Source organism: Pseudoalteromonas sp. SMS1 (genome assembly GCF_021530565.1).
Classification (GTDB): Bacteria; Pseudomonadota; Gammaproteobacteria; order Enterobacterales; family Alteromonadaceae; genus Pseudoalteromonas.
Genome location: NZ_JAKGBI010000008.1, coordinates 99,994 through 124,260 on the forward strand (window position 1 = coordinate 99,994; position 24,267 = coordinate 124,260).

16 protein-coding genes are annotated in these 24,267 nt (G+C 42.4%); 6 read left to right on the plus strand and 10 right to left on the minus strand.

Annotation, left to right across the window (positions count from 1 at the left end; translation table 11 throughout):
- Window positions 1–148: 148 nt before the first annotated feature.
- Complete coding sequence (locus L1286_RS11295) at window positions 149–592, minus strand: exonuclease III (RefSeq protein WP_235407157.1); 444 nt, start codon at window positions 590–592, stop codon at window positions 149–151.
- A 241-nt stretch (window positions 593–833) separates the two neighbouring features.
- Between L1286_RS11295 and xthA the strand changes: the two genes are divergently transcribed.
- From xthA to L1286_RS11310, 3 genes are read left to right on the plus strand one after another with little or no spacing between them, the layout of a single operon-like run.
- Complete coding sequence (gene xthA, locus L1286_RS11300; RefSeq protein WP_235407158.1) at window positions 834–1,643, plus strand: exodeoxyribonuclease III; 810 nt, start codon at window positions 834–836, stop codon at window positions 1,641–1,643.
- Window positions 1,644–1,678: 35 nt separating this feature from the next.
- Window positions 1,679–2,299: an energy-coupling factor ABC transporter permease gene (locus L1286_RS11305; protein ID WP_235407159.1), complete on the plus strand. Its 621-nt coding sequence runs from the start codon at window positions 1,679–1,681 to the stop codon at window positions 2,297–2,299.
- A complete protein-coding gene (locus tag L1286_RS11310; protein WP_235407160.1) occupies window positions 2,296–3,102 on the plus strand; it encodes a putative RNA methyltransferase in 807 nt (268 codons plus the stop codon). Before L1286_RS11305 ends, L1286_RS11310 begins: the two co-directional genes overlap by 4 nt.
- Before the next feature lie 62 nt (window positions 3,103–3,164).
- Here the strand turns inward: L1286_RS11310 and L1286_RS11315 are convergent, their stop codons facing one another.
- The 8 genes from L1286_RS11315 to L1286_RS11350 form a co-directional block, all read right to left on the minus strand.
- A complete protein-coding gene (locus L1286_RS11315; protein WP_235407161.1) occupies window positions 3,165–6,938 on the minus strand; it encodes a PKD domain-containing protein in 3,774 nt (1,257 codons plus the stop codon).
- 239 nt (window positions 6,939–7,177) lie between these two features.
- Window positions 7,178–9,196 carry a Hint domain-containing protein gene (locus L1286_RS11320; protein WP_235407162.1) on the minus strand — a complete coding sequence of 673 codons (2,019 nt, stop codon included), beginning with the start codon at window positions 9,194–9,196 and terminating at the stop codon, window positions 7,178–7,180.
- Between the two features lie 23 nt (window positions 9,197–9,219).
- The gene (locus L1286_RS11325) at window positions 9,220–12,324 is read right to left on the minus strand and encodes a M4 family metallopeptidase (protein WP_235407163.1); all 3,105 of its coding nucleotides are present in this window, start codon (window positions 12,322–12,324) and stop codon (window positions 9,220–9,222) included.
- A gap of 22 nt (window positions 12,325–12,346) precedes the next feature.
- The gene (locus L1286_RS11330) at window positions 12,347–14,272 is read right to left on the minus strand and encodes a calcium-binding protein (protein ID WP_235407164.1); all 1,926 of its coding nucleotides are present in this window, start codon (window positions 14,270–14,272) and stop codon (window positions 12,347–12,349) included.
- A gap of 6 nt (window positions 14,273–14,278) precedes the next feature.
- A complete protein-coding gene (locus tag L1286_RS11335; RefSeq protein WP_235407165.1) occupies window positions 14,279–14,791 on the minus strand; it encodes an Lcl domain-containing protein in 513 nt (170 codons plus the stop codon).
- 1 nt (window position 14,792) lies between these two features.
- Window positions 14,793–16,859: a DUF1566 domain-containing protein gene (locus L1286_RS11340; RefSeq protein ID WP_235407166.1), complete on the minus strand. Its 2,067-nt coding sequence runs from the start codon at window positions 16,857–16,859 to the stop codon at window positions 14,793–14,795.
- A gap of 82 nt (window positions 16,860–16,941) precedes the next feature.
- Entirely contained in the window at window positions 16,942–18,651 is a 1,710-nt protein-coding gene (locus tag L1286_RS11345) for a hypothetical protein (protein ID WP_235407167.1), read from the minus strand.
- Window positions 18,652–18,704: 53 nt separating this feature from the next.
- Window positions 18,705–19,349: a hypothetical protein gene (locus L1286_RS11350; protein WP_235407168.1), complete on the minus strand. Its 645-nt coding sequence runs from the start codon at window positions 19,347–19,349 to the stop codon at window positions 18,705–18,707.
- 283 nt (window positions 19,350–19,632) lie between these two features.
- Here L1286_RS11350 and L1286_RS11355 point away from each other — a divergent pair, with 283 nt between their 5' ends.
- Entirely contained in the window at window positions 19,633–20,244 is a 612-nt protein-coding gene (locus L1286_RS11355; RefSeq protein ID WP_235407169.1) for a PKD domain-containing protein, read from the plus strand.
- Window positions 20,245–20,300: 56 nt separating this feature from the next.
- On the opposite strand, the gene yfbV is transcribed toward L1286_RS11355, so the two are convergent.
- Window positions 20,301–20,747: a terminus macrodomain insulation protein YfbV gene (yfbV, locus tag L1286_RS11360; RefSeq protein WP_235407231.1), complete on the minus strand. Its 447-nt coding sequence runs from the start codon at window positions 20,745–20,747 to the stop codon at window positions 20,301–20,303.
- Between the two features lie 152 nt (window positions 20,748–20,899).
- On the opposite strand from yfbV, the gene L1286_RS11365 reads away from it, so the two are divergent.
- Together L1286_RS11365 and pta are read left to right on the plus strand one after the other, a co-directional pair.
- Window positions 20,900–22,105, plus strand: a complete 1,206-nt coding sequence (locus tag L1286_RS11365) for an acetate kinase (protein WP_235407170.1) — start codon at window positions 20,900–20,902, stop codon at window positions 22,103–22,105.
- Entirely contained in the window at window positions 22,102–24,246 is a 2,145-nt protein-coding gene (gene pta, locus L1286_RS11370; RefSeq protein ID WP_235407171.1) for a phosphate acetyltransferase, read from the plus strand. Before L1286_RS11365 ends, pta begins: the two co-directional genes overlap by 4 nt.
- Window positions 24,247–24,267: the final 21 nt, after the last annotated feature.

Sequence of the window (24,267 nt, forward strand, 5' to 3'; positions counted from 1 at the left end):
AACACCCAAAAGAATTTACATAAACCAAATTTTTATAAACACAATTTTCAGCTTTTAATGTAAAAAAGCATAAGAATAATAACTTTCAAAAATTTGGCGCAAAAAAAAGCCCAGCGAGAACGCTGGGCTTAGAGAATTTATCAGATTATTAAAGAGCTGTACTTCTAACTTCTTTAACAAACTGTTTTACTGGCAAATTATTACATTTTAAGTTTCTAGCTTGGCTGCGGTACTTGTGTAAACTCGCAACACCTTCTTTCGCTGCTTTGATACATAACTCGGTCGCTCGAGAGGTATTTTCTGCAACAAGTTTCGCTTTAACAGATTGTTCAGTATTCTGCACTTTCTGCTGAGCTTTCGCGAATGTACGAATATCTTCACCATTGCACTCTACAGAAGATGAAAAACGTGATACAAAAACACCTTGCTTAGCACCAAATTTTCGCGCTTCACTCAAACCTTGATTTGCAGCAATCTCACATACTTTTGAAATTGTAGACGCATCGCTTGCTACAAAGTTCTGACTGCCAGCAGCAAATGCAGATGTTGAAGCGATAGAAATAAGAGTAGCAATTGAGAGAGACTTAAACATAATTTACCTCGAAAGAACGAATTGGTGCGCATTATATAGCCAATATCCAACGTGTAAATGGCATTTTTGAACTTTTCTGATCATTTAATGAGCTATTTACAAATCCATAAACTCGTTGTTCAAACCTGCTAAATTTTGCCCTTTAATTAACAACTCTTGCGCATGAAAAAGCCACATTTTTACCCATTCAGAGCGACAAAATGATACACTTCAGCCATCGTTTACTCTCAAAAACAAAAATATGAAAGTTATCTCTTTTAACATTAATGGCCTTCGTGCACGTTTACATCAATTGCAGGCACTTATCGACAAGCATCAACCAGACGTAATTGGCTTACAAGAAATTAAGGTACACGACGAAGCATTTCCGGTGGAAGATGTTGAGGCAATGGGTTACAACGTATACTTCCATGGACAAAAAGCGCATTATGGCGTGGCGTTATTATCGAAAAAGCCAGCTAAGTCAATTCAAAAAGGGTTTACTACAGATACTGAAGAAGCTCAGAAGCGCATGATAACCGGAATTTTTGAAAGTGAAAATGGCAAGCAAGTAACCGTCATGAATGGTTACTTCCCGCAAGGTGATAACCTTAGCCATGAAACAAAATTTCCTTACAAGCGTCAATTTTATAAAGATTTGATGACGCACCTCAATACTTACGAAAAGCCAGATAGTAACCTAATTGTTATGGGCGATATTAATATTTCGCCAACAGACAACGACATTGGTATTGGGGAAGCAAACCGAAAGCGCTGGCTCAAAACGGGCAAATGCTCTTTCCAACCCGAAGAGCGCGAATGGTTACAAACGCTCATGGATTGGGGATTTAAAGACACTTTTAGAGAGCTTACGCCTGACGTAGAGGATAAGTTTTCATGGTTTGATTACCGCTCCAAAGGTTTTAATGACAACCGAGGCCTTCGTATCGACGTTGTATTAGCAACTGAAAGCTTAATGGCGACATGTAAAGAAAGTGACATTGATTATGAACTGCGAGGGATTGAAAAACCTTCTGATCACGCACCAATTTGGGCCACTTTCGAGATCTAGCAGTTAAGCAATCACCGGATAATGGATGTTAGATCATGACGATTGTGTTTGCTGTATGTGCTTTTGTATTGAGTTTTAATAAGTCACAATATTTAGCGCTTTTAAATACGCCGCAAAGACAAATTGGCGTGTTGAGCTGCGCATTGTTAATGGCACTATTATGGCAAGTAAAAGCAGGGATATTACCCAGTCTTAACATCCATATTTTAGCAGTTACGGCTGTGACACTTGTATTGGGTTGGCGACTCTCATTGTTGAGCAGTTTGCTGGCCTCATTACTTAGTTACTTCTTTGCGCTTACTGAGGTGAACTTTTTCTCGTTTTGGCTGCTCAATGGGATTCTGCCTGTCTATATCAGTTATGCACTGTTTGTTATTTGTTATCAGTACTTGCCACGCCATTTTTTTATTTATATTTTTGTGTGCGCTTTTATGTGTGCGGGACTCGTTGCCGCCTTAAAAATTATGCTATCGGCAGTATATTTTTGGTCGATTGACCTCTATGACTGGCAGGTATTGAAAGATAATTATATGTTTTATTCAGTGATCATGTGGTTTCCCGAAGCGATGCTCAATGGCATGGCCATGACACTTCTGATCACCTATCGCCCACATTGGGTGAGAACTTTTTACGATAAGGAATACTTAAATAGATGACTGTAGAATATCGTTGTCCAATTTGCTCTGAGCCCCTTGCCCGTGATGGCAATAGCTTAGGATGTGCCAACCGTCATCAATTCGACTATGCAAAAGAGGGTTACATAAACCTGCTTCCTGTGCAATTTAAACGCTCAAAGCAACCAGGAGATAATCTTGAGATGGTGCAAGCAAGACGAGCTTTTTTTGCCACCCCGCACTATCAGTTTTTACAACATGCATTGGCTACATTGATAGCAAACCAGCACCCCAATTCTGTGATTGATCTGGGATGTGGTGAAGGCTTTTATACTCACGCAATTGCAGAAGCCTTAGATGAAAACTGCTCTGTTTATGGTTTGGATATTAGTAAACCAGCAATAAAATATGCCGCAAAACGATATGAAAAGCCCAATTTTAGTGTTGCTTCGAGCAAAGACGCGCCTTTTAAAGAGGCGTGTGCAAATGTTGTTTTGAGTGTTTTTGCACCGGTTTTTGCCAAAGAATCAGCAAGATTACTCGATGAGGAAGGCACTTTAATCGTTGTAAGCCCAGGGCCTCACCACCTACATGAACTAAAACAAAAAATCTACGACGACGTCCGCCTTCATCAGGCGCCTGAATGCCCAGACGGTTTCAATCAGGTTGAGCAAGTGCTCATTCAAGAAGTCCACGCCATCGAGACAGACGTTATATCTCACCTTATTAAGATGACACCGTTCGCGTGGAAATTTAAGCCTTCCCACTTTGAAGATTTATCCAAGCAACCACATCATGACATCACCCTGTCATTCCTGGTGACGCAGTTTAAAAAAAGTCAATAACAACGAATAAGGCCGATAGACATGCATGTCTATCGGGCCTGTTTTAGTTTAGAATCTTAACTCTATGGGTTGATTTGAGATGCCGAGAATTCGAAGCTTAAAGCATTCGCTTTTTGCTGTTTCCACACAAAATCTAACCCTATGTCAGGATACCCTACAACTTGTCGCTCTAATTCCTCTATAACAACATCATTTTCAACGACCTGAAGCCTGACACGATACTCACCACCAAGTTCACCTATGGTGAAATTTACCATTTCTCCAATTAAGCGCTCTGACTCAATAAACCAAATAAACGTCAAATTCTCCGAGGTGTCACCACTGGCCTTTAGTTGCAGTACTTGATTATGTTGCGTAGTATTAATTTCAATAACAGGCACTGGCTTACCTAGTACTATATCTTGAGTCGCCGTAAACAGCGCGTTTTCGCCTAATATTAGCGATACTTTCGCAGTAAAGCTGCCAGAATCCACGTATGAATACGACACAGTCGGGCTATCAGTCGTCACCGAACTTCCATCACCGAAAGACCACACATACTGAACTTGGTTACCCAAATCACGGTGTTCCGCTGTGAACATACATGTCTTCTCTTGCAGTGTGCAATTTAAAGTTAGCTCCGGGTTGGGAATGTAATCTAACTGTATGGCTTCTTGTTTAATAACCACACCGTTTTTCTTCACAATAAAGTGCAAATCTGTGGGTTGATTTGGTAAGTTAACCAATGTGCCTATTGCATCATGCGGGTATTCAATACCATCAACAACCCATATCAGTTCGTAACCAGCTGGCAATGGATCCGATAACATGAAAGTAAAGTCCATATTCTGCTGTTTGACCTGAAAATCAACTGTAGGTACTGCTTCAAGTATGATTGTTTCTGAGTGCGTAAATTGTGTCGCCCCATCATCAATAGACATCATCACAGATATCGTATGTTCGCCATATTCCTCAAAGTCATACTCAAATGGTGTCAATGTATCTTTCTCAAATGCATCACCATTGATTTGCCACTGGTAAGTTGCTCCTGAAATTTGATTCTCATAACTGAGGCTAAGCTCACACAGCGTACCATTCTGAGCACATTGTATGTCAAAATCAGGTTCCGTTCTGACCACAACTTGCTGCATAATCCGGTTTACTTCTACGCCATCCCGTAACAAGAGCAAGCTTACGTCTGCGCTTTGCTGCATATTCCTCGTATATTCATAGACATTGGTGTCTATTTCCTCACCTTGGACGATCCACCTAAATGAATATGCATTGCTATATTGATGTGGAATGGTGAAATTAATATTTTGGTCGACTTGCTTGAACGCAAAGCTAATTGAAGGGGCAACAAACTGACCGTGTTGATAAGCAAACTTGATATCTACTGTTTGTGCCTCAGCTTCGTCAGTACAACTGGATGGGCCCGCTTGCTCACCAATCACTAAGCGCACCATCATCGGCCCTTGACTAAGCTCGCCAAATGACAACGCCGGGAGCAAAATTGTATTGGTCACATCAGGTGGTAGCGTGAGCTCTTCATCATCAAAATAGCCATTTCGATTCAAATCAACATAGGCTTTTATCGCCAAGTCACCCAACGGCTCTGACAACATTATTTTTAGCGGCTCACGAGCATATACAGGATCGATTAATTCTACATGTTTAAAACCTGCTTGCACTGAAACGCTTTCGCCATTAACAACAACATGTCCAACATGGCTACCTGTGCTGGTCTGAGGCCTACAAATTGCTTGATCTATCAAATGAGCAATTCGATTACTGCCCAGCGTGGTGCCATCTTTAAGTTCGACCTGCCAATAAAGATCATGGTCTCCGGCACCCAGAGTCAAAGTTTTTTCAGCCACCTGTTGCCATTCAGTTTCACTGTCCGAGCGCCAATCGAGTATCACCTCTCCATCCTTTCTTAACACAAAGTGCGCCAGGTTGTTCTCTGCCAGCCGTGTATCATCAATTTTATATAAAACGTCTTCAAACAGACGTTCAATGGTCACGTTAAGGTTGCTCGCTTGTTTTTCTTGTGGGATGAGACCGACTTTTAGGGCAAGCGCGGTAATATGCTGTTTATCAGTGTCGTCGGCGACTTCAATGAGACAGTTTGAGGCTTCGAGCATTCCAGTAGTTTCATTGAAGCAGGCTGTCATTGCTTTGACCACCAAGCGATATGCTTTTTCTACATTCCACCCCTCGCTAGTCGCGATTAAGTAAAATAATTTGCTAAACGCACCTGCCCTTTGGTGTGAGCCACTTACACTATCAAAATCACGATAATCATCTATGCTCACGCCATCTCGCCTTGGCTGTTTTACAAATCTCGAGTAGGCATTACGCAATCTAGCATCCCAACCAATTGCCCAAAAGTATGCGTCATCACTCGATAATTTGGAGAAAACATCCGTCTCTTTCCAATTGGAATCTGATGGTTCTGAAAGTAGGTTTCTAAAATAATGATCCTTGACGGCAATGGCTGTAATGTCTGCGAAGCTCTCATGAAGCGCACTTCTTTGCTGTCTGTTATTATCCGGATCACCAATATCATCTACATCAGAAATAATATTGCCAGTATTCCACTCGAGTATGGCATGGCCAATTTCGTGAGAAACGATGTCGATAGAACTGCCATGCGGAAAAGGCGCACCTCTAAAACCACTTGCATAGTTGGTAAATTCTCCATCCCAGCTACTTTGCGCAATGTTTCCTGAATCGGCTCTTTGCTTTATGACATTTAAACAGTAACTGCCGCCCTCTGGACAACGTTCGTTTTGATCGGGGTACAAGCTCGAAAAATGCTTATACAGCAGTTGCGCTGTAACGCCAGCATAAAAATGGGCATCATTGACAGATTTAAACGCGCCTTTTGACAAATAGTAAATGTATGGGTCACCCACAATGCCATAACTCTCTTCAACCCCATTTGTACAGTCATATGAATAAGGTGACTGCGCACTTGCGTAATAAGTTTCAACTAAGTTATTGGTGTATATACATTGCCCATTTTCTAATTTAACCACCATGGGATATCCATCAAATTCAGAAAAAGCGCCTGCTCCTGGGTGCCGAAAGAAAAGATGACTCACAACTGGATCAATTGGGTAATATAACTGAGCGATTGGGTGCGCTTGAGGAAGTTCAGTATTTTGACACTTCTGAGTTCCCATACTTGGAGATTGATGGCAATTTAGTCCTAATTTATAATTCCCTGTGGTAGTCGCAACGGCATGATAATCCGAGGAATGTGGAGGTAAAAATGATGCGGTCGCATTATATTTTGAAACGACCTTAAGTGAACTGGAATCAAGCGTGATGAATATTCTCTGATGATTATTATCTATAACTTCTACTTTATATATAGAAGAAAAGGTTTTATTGTCATCTAGAGCAATAAACTTATTGATATTTCGAATATTAGACTTTTCAATTTCATAGTCTTTCGAGAGCTGTTCAATCAGTGCTTTGTCGTCATAAGGATACAATACTGACAACGTAGTATTGGCAAGATTAGTCTCTTTTAGCTCTTCTGTTAAAAGCAATGCACCTGAGACCACTTTTTGTGCTTGATTGCTATCGATACGGGTAACGATATCTGTATTTAATACTTTGATATCATGCCAAAAAAGTGCATGATGTTCCAACCTTGATTTTTCTGAAATAACAACTGACTTTGTTTTTTTATATTTGAGTAAAGAAGCGTTATTAAGTGTTCCTATGCTTAATATATCAGGAGCTTGACGGACATGATTATTTTTATCTAAAGAATGATACGATAATTGACTACTCGCAGCTGAGAAGCAAGCAAATAGTGCAACGACACTTCCTAGTATGCGCACTGCCTAATCCTTATTTCGTTAAACTAACATCTATTTTACACAACTTACTATTATCTTCTATAGCTACCACTTTAAAAAAGTACTTTTTTATATGGTTTTAATGACTGAACTTTCTGTCCAGAATATAACTATACCAATTTTTTCAATAAAAAATTTAATATAAATAGCTTTATTCAACGTCTTTTCCAGATTAAATAAAAAAAGCTGGCACTAGGCCAGCTTTTTTTATTACTAAACCATTACTTGGTTTCTAAACTGTTTAGGTAATCAGCATGCCACTCTTGAGGAATACGTTGCAATACTTCTTCAACCGTTTCCTTATGAGTGTCTAGCTCATTTTCTGTTTGCATCGCAAGGTCACCAACTGACACACCATTTGCAAACATGATGAAAGTTTCACCCGCTTCTTGCTTGCCATTAACACGTGCTAGCTTAAGGTTGTAAACGTTGTCTTTATAGTCAACTTTTTCAAACTTAGTAATTTTAGCTGGACCCTGAGCCGTTTGAATCACATCTCCTGCAGCAACATTTAGCGCCCACACAGCTTTTCCGCCTTCACGTACAAGAGGGTGAGATTCAGTAAGTGTCAGCGTTTGACCTAAATCTGTTGTCAATTTAACCATTGGCAAGTGCTCGACACCAACAGACACATCTACAACTTTAAGTACTTCTGTATTGTCTGGCTCAAACTCACTTGCACCCAATACTAAATCACCAACATTGAACGTTTCAACTGCCTTCGACTGCTTGTTAGGCATTAAGATTTGCGTCCCTTTTGCTAGACAGCTGAAAGAGAACTGAAGTGGTGCTTGGTCGTATCTAGCCATGTCTTTTGGCAACTCTGGCGCTTCTTCAGATGCAATGATGTAAGAAGTGTAACCAGTAATGTAGTTATACTCTTCTTCCGTTGCACCAAAGTAAGTCATCGCGTCTTGTAAGTTACCCATCCAGTTAACTTCCAATGCAATATTCATAATCCAGTATGCATCAGCACGGCGCTGGAAAATACCAGGACGAGCGAAAAGCGCAGCTTCACGTGGAATATCCCAGCTCAACGTTGTAACTGGAGACCAAGTCGCTTGATCAAAACGATAGTCAATTGTGAAATACTGCTCAAATTTCGCTCTCATGTTTGGATTATGTAGAGATAACTTATCGTGGAAAGCTTCTTTTGATTGAATCATCACATCAGTTGGTGGCACATTTTGCGCACCCAAAACGTCATCTTCTTTAAATAAGACACGAGAAATGTACGTCGGCAATGTAATGCTACCTTTGAATGGAATGGTTACATGCGGGATGTTGTTGTAATCACCACCAGCTTGAACCATCGGATAATCACAATCTCCGTAATCACGGTTCAGACATACCATGATGATGCCATCTTGACCAGCAACATTCTGCTTGTTTGCATCGGCTTTACGGAAGTCTTTCGGATGATCAACAACGTGTTGGAACGCATCAAATTGCGCGATACCAACATCGCCAGCTGCTGCAGCGAAATCTGCTTTAGCCATTACCATAGGCGCATTTGCTGGACGGTTATTGACTGGTAGACCCAACTCTTTCGCTAACATACCTAAGATTGCATGCTTGTCATATTTGACATCAATCTTTTTCAATACTTTCGTGCCGTCCGCAAACATCACGTAAGCAGTACCTTTACCGTATACCTCTTTAGCACGCTTAACATGCTCGTAAGCACTTTCGACAGTCGCTTCACCGCCAAGTACTTTACGATTTAAGTTCGCACCACCATCGCCAAAAAAGCGTGCTGTTTGCTGAGTTGTGATTTGCTCACCTTTTTCGTTTACTAACTTGATAGACAGAATTGTTAAGTTAGTCGCTTTAGGCTCCGCGTTTAATAAGCGGATTTTGAATAATTTAGACGCACCTTCACCAACAATGTTGAAACCTAGGTGGCTAAAGTAAGACTCAAGTTCAGCTTCCGTTGTATCACTACTGTTATAACTTCTTACAAAGCGAGCATTTTGCACGTCAATTTTCGCTTGAGGCGTACGAAGTTCTTTGAAAAGCTGTGGACTATTCTTATCATTCCAACCAGCTTCATTGAACAGCTTTTCCATCTCAGCAATTGCCTCTTTGCTATCAGGGTCTACATACTGAACACCTTCTTGTACGTTAAGACCTTGAACAATTGGCGTGCTTACTTTTTTAGTTATTGGTTGTTCGAATGCAGCGACAGATCCAAATGCCAATGCCGAACTAACAGTAAGCGCTAAAAAGCTAAGTTTCATTTTATTCTCCTTAATTTATATATTTACTTCACTATTTTAAATTGCATGCTATCCGCGCCTTCTTGCGGAACACATGGTACTGCTGAACTACCTTGGTCGTCCGTATATGCAACAACACATACATTCATGGACTTATTAGACAAACTCAGTTTTGAGTCGTACTTATTTCTTTCGTTGGCTTCATATACACCATTTCTGTTAGCATCTACCCACATCTCAGTTTTAATGACTGAATTCGCGCTGCTCGTGGCATTTACTTTGATGTCTTTCAGACACGCTTTGCTGTAATTTGTTGAGTTGTTGATAGTGTCATTGTCACGTATACCTCTGAATGTTTTATCGTCCCAGCACACCCACCAGCCGTACTCTAGAGATACATCAACACTAGAGATAGTAACGACATCAGGTGGTGTAACATCTTCGAGCACAATGGTTTTTTTAATGGTGTGGATAGCGCCATTACTCAGTGTCAACGCCATGTAAATATCATGGGTGCCTGCCTGTGCGAACGTATAGCTCCATGGTCCTGACATATCCTGAGGCTGATGCCAAACTCGCTCCACATTCCAGCGCAAATCAAGAATATTTAGAGTGCCTAACTGTGGTGTTAAAGTGACTTTTAACGGATCTTGTTGTGACACGTCGACATCAAAAGAAACATCGTTCGGTAAAGACTCTACATGGACGCGTCTAGACGCAGTGAAGCGTGCGTTTAAGCTATCTAGGTATAAGTCTAATGTCACATCAAATTGACCATATTCACGGTAATCAAATGTGAATGCTTCGTTCGTATAACGAGTCGTTTTGGTATTATATCTGTCACCGAAACTCCATAGATAACGAGGTGATGCAGTAAGATCATCATGTTGTACTGCAAACTGACACTGAGTCTGCTGGACAGTGCAGCTGAAGTTTAATCGCGGAGAAGCGACTGGCGTCACATTTTGCTCCGTACTTTGAACAACTTGGTCGTTCAACAGTAGGTCTACACGAACGGCTGTTGTTTCTGTCATCTGACGTGTGATCTCAGCGGTATTTTGCGCAACTTGCTGGCCATTGAAATACCAGTTGTAAGTTGGGTTATCAACACCCGTGCTTGAAGCTGTCAGCGTCATCTGGTCATTCACTTGCTGATGTGTGAATTCAACTGTCTTGACATCGCTACCTTGAACAAAGTCAACAAGTAGATCAACAACCTGCCCAGTTGTCGCTGTCGCACAGCCGGCTTGTTTTGCATCGTCAACTCGGATACGCAGCAGCATAGGGCCCGCTTCTACATGCTGGAAGTTACTGAAATCAAAACTAACGTCAGTGGTGACATTACTTTGTGAAATCAGCAACTCGTTACTTAATAAGTCCGTTTTTTCTTCGAATACACGATTTCGATTAAAATCAGCGAACACATTCACATGGCGATTATTCAATTGTGTATCAAACTGAGCACTAAACTGATTTAATGAGTACACAGGTTGCTGTAATGAAACAAATGCATAACCAGAGTTTACTGCAACTTGTTGACCATTTATTGTTAGGCTAGACAGCGCAACATTGGCAGTTTCAGGAATACACCTGGGGGTATCAGCACCATAAACGATTCTATATGCATTCTTTTCCTGCCCATTGGTCAATCGTACTTGTAGCTCAATAATACTCTCACCATTGTCCAATATTACATTCTGGCTTTTAACGGTTGAATAGCTTCCCTGACCGGTGTTCTTTGTCCAGTCTACTTGCGCAACCCCGTTGACTAAGACTTTTAAAGTATCTACCTGACTGTAGCTAAAACTGCGGTCTGTGATGTCATATTTAGCTTCATCTAGTAGCCTTGTGATATCAAACTGTAAGTTATCAACACCCGCGTTACTCGGCGTTACGCCAACATGTTGAAGTAATGTGCTAACGAGTACTGGGTCACTGGCGTGCCTGACGAGACAATATCCAGCATGATCAATGTCACTATTCGTATTAAAACATTGCTTTGCTGCACTCAGGACTAATTTGTATGCTTTGGCAATATCCCAACCATTTTGCTTACTCAACAAATAAAAGAACTTACTGAGCACGCCTGACTTTTGGTGTGGGCCAGAGGCCTGATCAATATCTCGATAATCATCAACACTGATTAGATCGAAACGAGGAAAGTTGACATATCGAGAAGGTGTACCATTGAAATTGCGATCGGCTGCAAACCACCATTTTTTCTCATTTGAATTTTGCCATGATTGTCCAAACGGCGTGTCTTGAAACGCATCTACTGTTGGCTGTAAATTTTTGAAGAAGTAATCTCGAGCAGCAATCGTTGTCATGTCTGAAAACGCTTCATGAACCGCTGACTGTTCTCCACCACTGTATTGTAAGTCACTGTTCCACGTTAACAGCGCATGGCCGATTTCGTGAGACACGATATCAAAAGAACTACCATGGGCAAACTGACCAAAAGCGTTACCACCGGCAGCTAAATTCACATAAGTTCCATCCCAACTACTACTGTAGGTTTGACCATCTACAGAATAGTTAACCCGCATCTGCATTTGATTGATACAGTATTGAGCGTTCCAAGCGGGACATAGGGAGGTTTGCTCTGGATATAACTCAGAAAAATAGTCAACCGCCATCTGCATGGTGATGCCCGCATACAAGTGCGCATCATTTTGTGGTTGAAATGCCCCACTCACAATATATTTGTACAACATATTACTGTCGTCATAGCTTTCTTCGTCACCATTTGGACAGTCATATGAATATGTTGTGAAATCTTCGGGCGCGACATTACGCTCAGCAATAATGGTATTAACCAATTCATTGCGTAAGTAACATTTTCCCTGATCAATTTCCACCACCATTGGATACCCATCAAAGTCAGCAAAAGACTTCGCTTGCGGGTTACGATACATTAGATTATTCGTTGTTGGCGGAGTTGGAAATTGTGCATCGATTCTTGGATTCGTTGGAGGCACAAATTGACCGCACTTTTCAGCTTTATTGGTTACCAAGTCTGTACCAGGTGCATGAACACAGTTAATGCCCATCGTTGCATTTCCTGTAAATGCAGGTACAGCTTGATATTGAGTCGCCAGTGCAGGCAGAGCAGCAATCATAAAGCTCGCAGCACATGTTAGGTGTTTCACACTCTTCTCCTTGTAGATTTCTTTAAAGCGGCTGTTCTGATATAACCGTAAGTTGTTTTGTTGTTAAATTAAGTAAGAACTGGGCAAAATATCCCTGCCTGATTCGCTCATACAAAATGAATTCCACATTCTTCAAGTGGTAGGTTGCAGTACTTGTTTGCAAGGTGACACCGTTGTCAAAAGTAGCCCCATAGTGAACTTGAAACGTATCACCTGAACGGTCATCAGCGATGACACCCGCAACAAATCGATCTACACCTTGAGCAAGGTCAATTGCGATTGTGCTGCCAGGAGTAGTTTGCTGAATTTCAAGGACATTAGGTTTGGCGTTGCCGAGTAAAGACTGTACATTTTTTAGTTCAGAGATACGCATCAATGTCGATGCATCCTCCTCAAATTGAACCTCATTATTGCCTGTTCCCCCATCAATCACACCCACAGAGAACTTTAACTTGAATGTATCGTTGCCATTGCCCCCGAAGTACTCTCCAGCACCGGAGTGCGCAATCAAAACATCATCACCTTCGTCACCAAATAGCTTGTCTTGCCCAGCCGTACTTTTAAGCGTGTCATTCCCCTCTCCTCCCAACAAAGTTTCATTTCCATGGGAGTCAAAGAGCATGTCATCCCCTTTTCTTCCTTCAACATAAGAGATGCCGAAGGCGGGAATAAGTTGATTATTTTGATCGTTGCCAGCTAAGACCTCGATACCGTCTATTTGCGTATTTAACGCGATAAGGTCCAGCCCTCCGCTGACTTGGATAGTATCTCTTCCCGGACCACCATATATTTGGTGCCGATTAAAACCTGCATCGTCGACAAAAAATAAGTCATCGCCGTAACGGCCATCCATTAAGTCTGTGCCCGCTGAAGTGTAAAAAGTGTCGTTTCCCCAATCTCCGTCGATTAGGTCATCACCATTTTGCCCATATAAATGGTCATCGCCATCCCCGCCAGAGATAACATCGTCGCCATCCCCTCCGTACAGCGTGTCATCACCAAAATTCCCATACACATAATCAATACCGCTGCCACCGTCGAGAACATCGTTACCATCGTCACCAAAAAGGTGGTCACCATGCGCCCCTCCATATAAATGGTCCGCACCATCTCCGCCTTCAAGCGTGTCATTTCCCGACTCACCAAATAGATGATCAGCGCCATTGTCTCCAAACAACTCATCATCGTGGTTGCCGCCATGAAGGGTATCTATGCCGTCCCCACCCCACAACTTATCGTTACCATCGCTACCGAGTAATTCGTCATCACCAGCGCCACCAAAAATTTGGTCCGCTCCAACACCGCCATCTAAATAGTCATGACCCAAGTAAGCAGGGCTTTCATCGCCATGCAATATATCGTCACCACTTTCGCCAAAGAGCGAATCATTTCCATCGCCTCCTTTGAGCTCATCATTGCCAGAGCCCCCTTTCAGCGTGTCTATTCCTTCGCCGCCTGAAAGCAAATCTTTCCCTTGGCCACCAAAGAGCTGATCATTTGCACTGTCGCCATACAGTTTGTCGTCACCTTCATCACCATGAACAACATCGCTTCCTTGGCCTCCACGAATGTTGTCATTATCTTGACCACCATAGAGTGTATCCGCGCCACTTTCGCCAACCATGGTATCTTCACCACTGCCGCCAAAAAGCTCATCATCTCCTTCGCCTGCAATTAATATGTCATTACCTTGGCCGCCATCTAACTTATCGTCGCCCGCATAAGCAATGATTTCATCGATTCCATTGGTACCGACTAAAACATCATCACCGTCTGTGCCTTCAATAATGCCTTGAACTGACAGTGCGCTCACGTAATTGTTTACTCGACGAACGGTTCTAACGTATACGTAAGGGGTTTGTTTAACTTCAAATGGAAGTTGCTCTAAACTTCTCGGCAGCCCGGGGTCTATTGCCACTGTGGCCAGTGTAATCATCATTATCGACATAATTATTTACTCCACCGGCTGGTCAATATCACGTACTAGCAAAATGGCTGGCCCACTGCGGTTAAGCCCCCATGGAGAGAGCTGTGTACTGGCCGTACTGAGTACTAATAGCCCTGCAGAGCTTCCGCTTGATGCGGTCGTTGAAGTCCAAACATAGTTAAGACGCTCAGGTAATTGCATGACCTGCTTGATATCATCGCCCTCGCAATCAGGCGTAAATAAACTCATGACCTCTTTGACATTCGGTAACCGCCAATTACTGTACCCTGCCAGTGTGGCATTTGTTGCGACATTGAGCGCGAGTTTCCCTGTCGTAGAAAAAGAACTCAGATTGTCACTCAAACACATCTCTGTGGTAGGGTCTATCACACAATCCATCCACATCAATCGATGCTTGTTATCAAGCAAAATATTGTCCACCGCTTTGTCAAACCTAATGGGTCCATCATTCGTACACTGCGCACTCGCAAATGCCTGACCACATACCAGCATCCCTAAAACAAAAATACACTTATCCATGTTATTGCTCCGCTACCAATAAAAATTGCGCGTTTTCTGCTGTGTTCTTCCACGTACCATTGAGCTCATTGCCATATAAAAGAAATGCATAGTATTTCTGATCTTTCATGGCCGATGTTCTCAAGTTCAAGACGCCTTGTGTGCTCGCTAGCTCATTATTGCTAAGCCAAGCAAGTGTCGAGTTTTGTTTATTGCTACTCAAAACAGACAGCGCTTGATTGATATTTGGCAGCTTCCAATCCATTTTCCCGCAAGCGCGCCTGGCCGTGAGGTCTCGGATCAAAGCATTGATGGAACAAGTTGAATCTGCGCACATATCATCATCCAGTGGCAGTGCTTGTTCTAAAGGATATGAACCAGCTGATTTTAAGAGCCAAGTAAGTCCTGACACGTTGTCATGTAGGCAATATGCTTGTGCTGAAAAATTTTCAACAAAGTGGCCTTGTTCATTCAAGAATATGAAATCAAAGCCGTCAGGGCCGCTGCCTAGTTTTATTAAGTTTAACTGGGCATCTCTACCATGCTGCGCATCTAGTCCTTGCAGTACACCATTAGAAACGGGGCTATACCATTGATCCGTCTCATCTATTAGCCTTTTGTCGCCTGTATCGTTAAGCACTTTGACTGGCAAGGTATTAACTTGAGTACTTTTAGATACTTTTACTCCGTCACCCAAGTCGACTTCCAATTCAAATCGGTATTCTTGAGGCAATGCAGTGGCAGTAAAGCTAGGCTCAAAGGTAGAAGAGCCATCCAAAGTAACTTGGCTACCAAAGCTTTGACGCCAAGTCACTTTGCGTGCAAAAGACGCCGGCACATTGATACGCGCGAGCAGTGGCACCTTACTTTTCGTATACCGCTTGGTCGCATGTTCAAAAGCAATCACTGGCAGCTTTTTCACACTTACATCGATAACTTGCTCATTTTTATTGCCATGAATATCAGTCGCTGACAGTTGTACACTTGCAGTTTCATTACTGTCAGCAATGGCTGTAAGCACATACTCGCCATCAGTAACATGTGTAATTTTCAGTAATGCAGGTGACAAGTTATTCAATTGAAAATCATATACTTCTTTCTCTGGTTCCATCACATTTACAGTCAATTGTGTCTTCTGGGTATGCCATAAAGTCGGGTTTGCTAATTGGTGAGAAAGTTGCGGCGGTAAATTCGGTTCTATGGTGATATCAAATTCCTTTTCTAATACCGCTTGTTGATCGTGTGTTATGATTTCGACTTTTACTGCCAGCGTCGCCTTTGACGCAACTTCGACATTTTGTGCCAATAGCTCAACATTCTTTGTTGTTTCATTTTGTAATGAAATTGAGCTGAATAGAGGTGGTACAACAACACGCCACGTATAGTTAATTTGAGCATCAACTGGCAGGTTGTTTATTGATGCGCTCACCCCACCAGGTATTAACGCCGTGTAGTCACTATCCAACTCTAAATTCAATTCAGGTTGAGGCGCCACTACACCAAGAGAAATATTTTTACTTTTAATGTACTGCCATCCATTGTGTACATAGACCGCATTCACCAAAATTGCGTTTGATCCGGAATAACGTTTATTTACTTTTAAAGTTACCGTGTCACCATTTGGTGTCACTTTCAAGCCTCTATCATTGCCAAACTCATCTGCAACGACCCACTCTATATGAGTGCCCATTGGTAGACCCGATAATGTGTAATCTGCCGACTGCCCTTTACTGAGTGTGTCTGCTCCTTGTATCGTAACGTTTATTGGCTCAGGCTTGTTCTGCTTGACCTCCAACTCTAAATCAGCAACATCATAGTTCCACCCGTCGATACCATAAGCACGTATAAAGATATACGAATCTGTACTAGCTGAATTTAAAGCAAGCTGCAGTGTTTGTTGCTTATCCCCTGTCGTATATATCTCGCCGTTGAAAAATGACTGCTGCCATTCAATTTGCTGGTATTTTCCACTGTCAACCACATTAAACATCACAGCTTCACCAGGCTGAATATATTTAGGCCCATGGACTTCTAATGCTTCAGCTTGAAAACCCAATGCAAGCACAAGCAAAAGCCATAAATGCTTCATACACATAGAACTTTCCTTTTTTAAACCTGAAATATAAGTAGAAGCTGCCTAGCAGCTTCTACTATTTTTGGTGGGACTTGACTTAATTAGCCTTGAAAGTTAAGTACTTGTCTTTCGGAATATACGTGATTTCATTCGAACGCTCAGTGTAGAAGCGGCTCTTATCACTGTAGAATCTGCTGTAGTTACGACGGTTGTCTAGCGTACCGACTACCCAGCCAATCGCACAACCCCAAGGGCCGAAGCTACAACCAACTTGTTTTGCAGCGTCCGACCAAGCTTGGTGCTCAGCGTCGTTCAATGGTGCAGCTGAAATACGAGGGTACACGCTGTCCATTACACCAAATGCGATTCTACGCATAATGGCTTCTTTGACCGTCGCTTTCATATCCTCATCCCAGTATTGGCTGAAAGGCGGGTTAATGAAGTTAACTTCGAAGTCTTGAGTATTTTTAGTCCACTCATGGAAACTACTCTTACGCTTCTTCCAGAATAGGAAACCACTTGATTTGTTAGAAGTCATACGACTGATGATGCTATGTGCTTTATATTTTGCTTCATAGCCAAACGGTACTTCGATTAACCACTGAACGCGTAGTGCAGGTTGAATGAAGGTATCCATTTTCGCCGCAAGTTCACTTTCAGTTACACCATCATTTTTAAGCTTACAAGCACCGTGAAGGTTAGTTGCAACGCTTGCACTTGAAGAACCGAAACTACCATAAACCAGTGCATCAACTTCATTTGGATTGATGTTATTCATGTACGCACCATCTTCGGTTGATTTATCTTCACCGTTGTAGTTTTCGTACAAGTTATCAAACCCTTTTGGCTTGTAGCTGATCAATTGCTTAGGCAATGTAACACTATGAATTGGTGTGATGTTATTCAGTGCAGAATCACCTGTGCCCGCATATGAAGGGCTCATGTTAAGAACAAACTCAGCAGCTACCAGCGGCATCGGTCTCCATGATGCAATCTGTGGAATATTGGTGTTCAAACGACGAATGCTGTCAACGTGCGCATCGTAATCAAGTTGATAGATGATTTTTGTGTTCGCACCATACATTGTCGCAAGTTCAATGTAGTTTTCTTTGGCACGTTGCTCGATGTTTGCAGCGTAAGTTTCATAACGCATGACACGCTCATCGATCTCAAAAATCTGCTCTTCAAGACCTTCAATTTCTGCAACTAAGCGATCGATTTTATATAAAGCAATGTTGTTTGTAGAACGGTAGTCGTCATAAATACGTTTTGCTTCGTAATATGCATCTTCAGTCGCATAGCGCGCTTCAAGACACTCTTGCGTAGTCATTACACCGCTTCTTAGACAGCCGCTATAGGCGCTGAAACGGTTAGTATATTCAAGTAAAGCCATTTCGTATGACTGTTTGAATACACCGTATTGCCAATAATCAATCTGACCTTTTAGTGCTGTAAGCTCAACGTTTGATTCGATCTTTGCATCAACCAGAGGCTCGCCATCTAACTGCAGTTGAAATGCTTTGTCACGCCAAACTTTCGAACGAGTTTGAGAAGAATCAAATTCAGATTTCGCGTAATCAAGGTTACTACAAAACGAAATACCCTGTGTTTCCACATATCCGCCAAGAGAAGCCGTCCCCAAATCAGGTGGTGCAACATAAGCCGTTTTACAATTTTGGCTAAACATTACATCTGCACCACCTGTATTCACTGTGCTACCAAACGAGCAATCTTCACGTAGGCTAGGAAGTGCCATTGAAGTTGCAGGAATTGATAGAACTGCCAGTGCTAAAATAGATTTTTTCACTGTTTTCATCCTTATATTAGTATTAAGCGAGTCCTTGGACCCAATGTAGTGATTTACTGAACTTCATGTTCATTTTTTACTGCATTTGTCATCGCATCGATTTCTCGTTGCCATTCCTTCCTTGATTCTCTTCTTTTTTCTAATGCATCAGCGACGGTACTGCGAACGTAACTTAAGTCTTCCTCGTAGGCATTCTCGCCATACTTTTCGTCAAACTCAGCCTCAATCCTTTTGAGATCTAGTTCACCAATACGCTTAATTACTTTATTAAGGTGGGTATAAGCACGTTTAAGCGATGCAATATCTTTATCGCTTAAGTTGCTTTGATTAATCATTTCAACTGCTTGTGTAGCTTCGAGCTGTGCTCGAATAAAGTCATATTCTCTTTCAAGCTCTCTGAAATCATGTAGTTCATCCAACGGACGAAGCGGAAAGTCAAACACTGAAGTGTCGCCGTCTGTTAAGGCCGGCTTGGGCGCGTCAGACAGTTTTGCTTGCTCTGCAATAGCAGGGGTTTCACGTGTGTTGTTAGTTTCAATTTTTGCATTTGAAGGCTGTATTGAGGACTTACTATCTAGTCTTGAGATCTCATTTTTTGATTTGTTATCACTGACTGAATAATAATTTTCATAACCTAACCATGCTCCAATTACGGAGGTTACTACTACAACAGATACCACATACGACTTAACTTTCACCACTCACTCCTTGAATCTTCCTAGACATCATTTATGAGAATTAAAAATCTAATATGTTATTTTTTGAGTAAATTACCTAACAAATTATAAACATTACTTCCGCGATAAGATCAACCTTTTTATCCACTTTTTTTCACTTTTGATTTACACAATTAAAATAATATAAACTTCACTTTACTTTTTTATCGTTGAAACGTCCCTGTAAAAATTGCATGTAAAAATTGTCGACTAACGTATCTAATACGGATAATATGCTGGGGAAGAAGGAATTAAGGATTAAAAAATGATTCTAAAATGGAACTTTTGTGCAAAGTTAATTTTGCTCGCTGCTGTAACTCAGGCAACAAACCTACACGCAGCAGATTTGACCTATCAATGGAATTTTGGCGATGGAAATGAGAGCACAGAAGCAAGCCCCAAACATGAATACGACACGCCTGACTTTTACACAGTCACTTTAAAAGCCTATGTAAATCAAGATCTAAGCTATAGCAAACAATACGAAGTTGATGCTGTAACCCCTGCAATAAAATCGTTAACCGTACAGATACCTGAGCGCGTTGAGCAAAATGAGGAGACACTCCTTTCGGTTAATTTAACGTCCGATTATGACCTCAGTTTGGACTACACGTGGACGCTACCAGACAATAAAGTGATTTCTGGTGAAAATTCTACGGTTAAATTTGAAAATAGTGGTGAAAACAGAGTTGCACTCAACGCTTATTTCAAAGAACGTTTGGTTTCAGAACAAGTTATCAAGATTAACGTTTTAGCGAAAGACGATACAACACCAACTACCCCGCCAACAAAAGAAGAGAGTGGTTCTGGTGGTTCGTTATTTTGGCTGTCTTTTATTGCGTTACTAGTCACTAGGTTGAAAGCCAGCAAGCTGTAAGTCCATGCTGCTGACGCGCCTGCGGTCGCAAGGCGCGCATGCGTGGGTGTAGGATGTTAAAGATTTTCTTTGGTAAACGCCTTATCCATTTTCTCAAACATGTCTTTTAGCAATTTTGCCAGCTCTCGATATGTTGGTTTTCTTGTGCAGATTGATCCTTCATAACCTTGTGCGACCATTTTTTGGTATAAGTCTCGGTACCAACTGGACAATGCAGGAGTCAAAGATGTGTCACATCGCTTACCGAGCCAGAGCAGCCCTTGAACAGGTAAAGTAAGAAAAAATAACGCAATGGCAATTGATTGCGGTAAATAGTCCATCCCAAGTAGACTGGTCTGAAAAAACACAGTGAACAACGCGAGAATCGGCATTGTTTGCAGTGCCAGTTCCGTGGCTTTAATGACTTTAAATTCAGGAAATAAAGGGATTAATTCTTTTCGCATTGGCCATTCTTTGGCGTATTGGCGACCCAGTTGCACTTGTGAAATAAGACTTTTCTGCATCATAACTCCTAGGTGCTAACTATTATCTAAAAAATAAGGTAAAATTGAAGTCATACTAGTCAATTATACCTTAGTATTAAGCATAATGCCGATTGAACTTCTTCATTTAGCTTAATACGCAAATACTCTTATTGTCAAAACGGAAAGTCATTATGTCATCGTCGCATGTTTTGGTCCTCAATTGTGGCAGTTCTAGCCTCAAATTCGCAATCATTGACTCTCACTCTGCAACAGAGCACCTATCGGGGTTAGCCGAGCGTCTAGGTGAAGCCTCACCACAAATTAAATACAAGATTAATGGTGAAAAGCATACTGTTGCTTTAGCTAATGGCGACGCGCATGAAGTCGCCATAAACCAGCTTGTAAAGTTGGTAAAGTCACTAAAATTAGACCAACAGTTAGTGGCTGTTGGCCATCGTGTCGTTCATGGTGGTGAACACTTTACAAAGTCAGCACGCATCACCGAGTCTGTTTTGGAAGCGATCAAGCAAACAGCAACACTGGCGCCGCTACACAACCCTGCCAATTTACTTGGTATCAAAGCCGCGAGTGAAGCATTTTCATCTCTTCCTCAAGTCGCTGTTTTTGATACGGCTTTCCATCAAACTATGGCGCCACAAGCGTTTTTATACGCGCTGCCCTATGAGCTGTACAAAAAACACAGTATTCGACGATATGGGTTTCATGGCACCAGCCACTACTACGTATCGGCACGAGCAATCGATCTATTAGGCTTTCAAGGTAAACCTTCTAAAATTATTACTGCACACCTTGGAAATGGTTGTTCAGTTTGCGCTGTTAAGGACGGAAAATCCGTGGACACCAGCATGGGACTCACACCACTTGAAGGGCTCGTGATGGGTACTCGTAGCGGTGATATTGACCCTGGCTTGTTTGCTTATTTGGTGAATCAGCTCCATTACTCTGCCTCACAAATCGACACATTGCTAAATAAGGAAAGTGGGTTATTGGGGATCAGCGAACTTTCGAATGACTGTAGAACCATTGAAGAAAGTGCAGCACAAGGTCATGCTCAGGCGCAACTTGCGCTGGATATATTTTGTTTTAGACTCGCCAAACAAATTGCCAGCTTTGCCGTACCCTTGGGAGGCATAGATGCACTAGTATTTACTGGCGGGATCGGGGAAAACTCGGATGTCATTCGTGCAAAGGTTGTAGAACAGCTCGCCTTCCTTGGTTTTAAATTGAACACAGACTCTAACTTAGCTGCAAGGTTTGGTAATGAAGGCATCATCACAGATCAAGAATCCACACCTTTAGCATTAGTTGTGCCTACAAACGAAGAGTTGGTTATCGCGCAAGATGCAGCCAAACTGGCCAAGGAGCACGCATCATGAGTCGTAGAATTATGCTCATCCCCATTTCGACAGGGGTAGGTTTAACATCAGTCTCTGTCGGGTTGGTGCGCGCACTAGAACAAAAAGGGGTCAAAGTTAATTTTTTCAAGCCAATCGCACAGCCTAGAAACGCTGATATTGGCCCAGAAAAATCGACGCTCATCATAAAACAAGGCTCCGCCATTGAGCCTCCCACCCCATTCGAGCTGCATTATGCAGAACAAATGATCGGGGATGGAAAAGGAGACGACCTTCTTGAGGAGATCGTAGAGCGATTTGAAAGCTCAGTGCACGACGACGAAGTTGCTATCATAGAGGGTATGGTCCCAACCAGAAAACAACCCTATGCAGGCAGAGTTAACAGAGAGATTGCACAAACGCTGGGTGCCGATATCGTGTTTGTATTAACACCGGGCAATGACAGCAATGATCAATTAGAAGATCGCTTGGAAATTGCATCCGGTAATTACGGTGGTATTGACCATGCTCGTGTTCTAGGTTGTATTTTTAACAAAGTCAATGCGCCACTTGATGAGGATGGTCGAGCACGTGCAGATCTCGTAGATCAACATGAGCCTGAGCAGTTAGAAAACGAAATGAACCGTTTAGCTTCATTGCCTATTTTCAGAAAACACCCATTTATGCTGCTCGGCGCGATTCCTTGGGACTTTGACCTTGTAGCGCCTCGTGTTCGAGATCTGAGCGAATACCTACAGGCCGAGATCATCAATGAAGGAGATATGGCACATCGTCGTTTACGCCGAGTAACATTTTGCGCCCGTACCGTCTCTAATATTTTGAACCACTTCACGCCAGGCGCGCTGCTGGTAACACCTGGTGATAGGTCTGACATTTTAGTTGCGGCCTGTTTATCAGCGATGAATGGCACAAAGATTGGGGCAATATTGCTCACTGGTGGCTTTAAACCTGAGCCTCGTATTATGGAGCTTTGTCAGCAAGCAATGAACACAGGCTTACCCATTCTTGCAACAGAAGCGGATACTTGGCGGACCTCATTATTACTCCATAACTTCAATATGGAAGTGCCAGCAGACGATGAACAACGTATTGATAAAGTCAAACAGCACAACGCCGATCACATCGACCCGGACTGGTTAGATAGTTTATCTCAGGGCGTTGCCCGCACGAGAAAGCTCTCTCCTCCCGCATTCAGATATATGTTGACGGATTTAGCCCGACGTGCGGATAAGACCATTGTTTTGCCCGAAGGCAATGAACCAAGAACGATCAAAGCGGCTGCGATTTGCGGTGAACGTGGTATTGCAAAAACGGTTCTGTTAGGTGAGTACGATGAAATCCAACGCATTGCAGCTCAGCAAGGTGTGGTCTTAAACGAAAACGTGACCATCTTAGACCCAAGCCAAGCCATAGAGAAATATATTGCTCCTATGGTCGAGTTGAGAAAGAACAAAGGGCTCACTGAAGTGGTTGCTGCAGAGCAACTTCAGGACAACGTCGTCCTTGGTACGATGATGCTTGCCGAATGCGAAGTCGATGGCCTTGTATCTGGTGCCGTCAACACAACTGCCAATACAATTCGCCCTCCTCTGCAGTTGATTAAAACTGCACCTGACTCCTCTTTGGTGAGTTCTGTTTTCTTCATGCTGCTGCCTGACCAAGTGTTGGTCTACGGAGATTGTGCAATTAACCCGGATCCGTCCGCTGAACAGCTCGCTGATATCGCCATTCAATCCGCTGACTCGGCAGCTGCCTTTGGCATAGAGCCAAAAGTCGCTATGATTAGCTATAGTACAGGTACTTCTGGACAAGGTGCAGACGTGGATAAAGTCCGTGAAGCGACTAAGCTTGCTCAGGCAAAACGACCAGATCTAGATATTGACGGTCCTTTACAATACGATGCAGCCATCATGGAAAATGTTGCCCGTAAAAAAGCACCAAATAGTAAAGTTGCAGGTAAAGCGACTGTATTTGTATTCCCTGATTTAAATACAGGTAATACAACTTACAAAGCGGTTCAGAGAAGTGCTGACCTCATTAGCATTGGTCCAATGCTTCAGGGTATGCGCAAGCCGGTCAATGACCTCAGCCGAGGTGCATTAGTCGATGATATCGTTTATACCATTGCACTGACCGCTATCCAAGCAGCACAGCGTCATTAATGTCGCTTCGTAACTAGCTGA

Excerpts from the sequence above, each read along its gene's own strand:
- yfbV (WP_235407231.1), bottom strand. The coding sequence starts at position 20,747 with ATGCAGAAAAGTCTTATTTCACAAGTGCAACTGGGTCGCCAATACGCC.
- L1286_RS11310 (WP_235407160.1), top strand. The coding sequence starts at position 2,296 with ATGACTGTAGAATATCGTTGTCCAATTTGCTCTGAGCCCCTTGCCCGT.
- L1286_RS11320 (WP_235407162.1), bottom strand. The coding sequence starts at position 9,196 with ATGAAACTTAGCTTTTTAGCGCTTACTGTTAGTTCGGCATTGGCATTT.
- L1286_RS11340 (WP_235407166.1), bottom strand. The coding sequence starts at position 16,859 with ATGAAGCATTTATGGCTTTTGCTTGTGCTTGCATTGGGTTTTCAAGCT.
- L1286_RS11295 (WP_235407157.1), bottom strand. The coding sequence starts at position 592 with ATGTTTAAGTCTCTCTCAATTGCTACTCTTATTTCTATCGCTTCAACA.
- L1286_RS11365 (WP_235407170.1), top strand. The coding sequence starts at position 20,900 with ATGTCATCGTCGCATGTTTTGGTCCTCAATTGTGGCAGTTCTAGCCTC.
- L1286_RS11335 (WP_235407165.1), bottom strand. The coding sequence starts at position 14,791 with ATGGATAAGTGTATTTTTGTTTTAGGGATGCTGGTATGTGGTCAGGCA.
- pta (WP_235407171.1), top strand. The coding sequence starts at position 22,102 with ATGAGTCGTAGAATTATGCTCATCCCCATTTCGACAGGGGTAGGTTTA.
- L1286_RS11355 (WP_235407169.1), top strand. The coding sequence starts at position 19,633 with ATGATTCTAAAATGGAACTTTTGTGCAAAGTTAATTTTGCTCGCTGCT.
- xthA (WP_235407158.1), top strand. The coding sequence starts at position 834 with ATGAAAGTTATCTCTTTTAACATTAATGGCCTTCGTGCACGTTTACAT.
- L1286_RS11330 (WP_235407164.1), bottom strand. The coding sequence starts at position 14,272 with ATGTCGATAATGATGATTACACTGGCCACAGTGGCAATAGACCCCGGG.
- L1286_RS11305 (WP_235407159.1), top strand. The coding sequence starts at position 1,679 with ATGACGATTGTGTTTGCTGTATGTGCTTTTGTATTGAGTTTTAATAAG.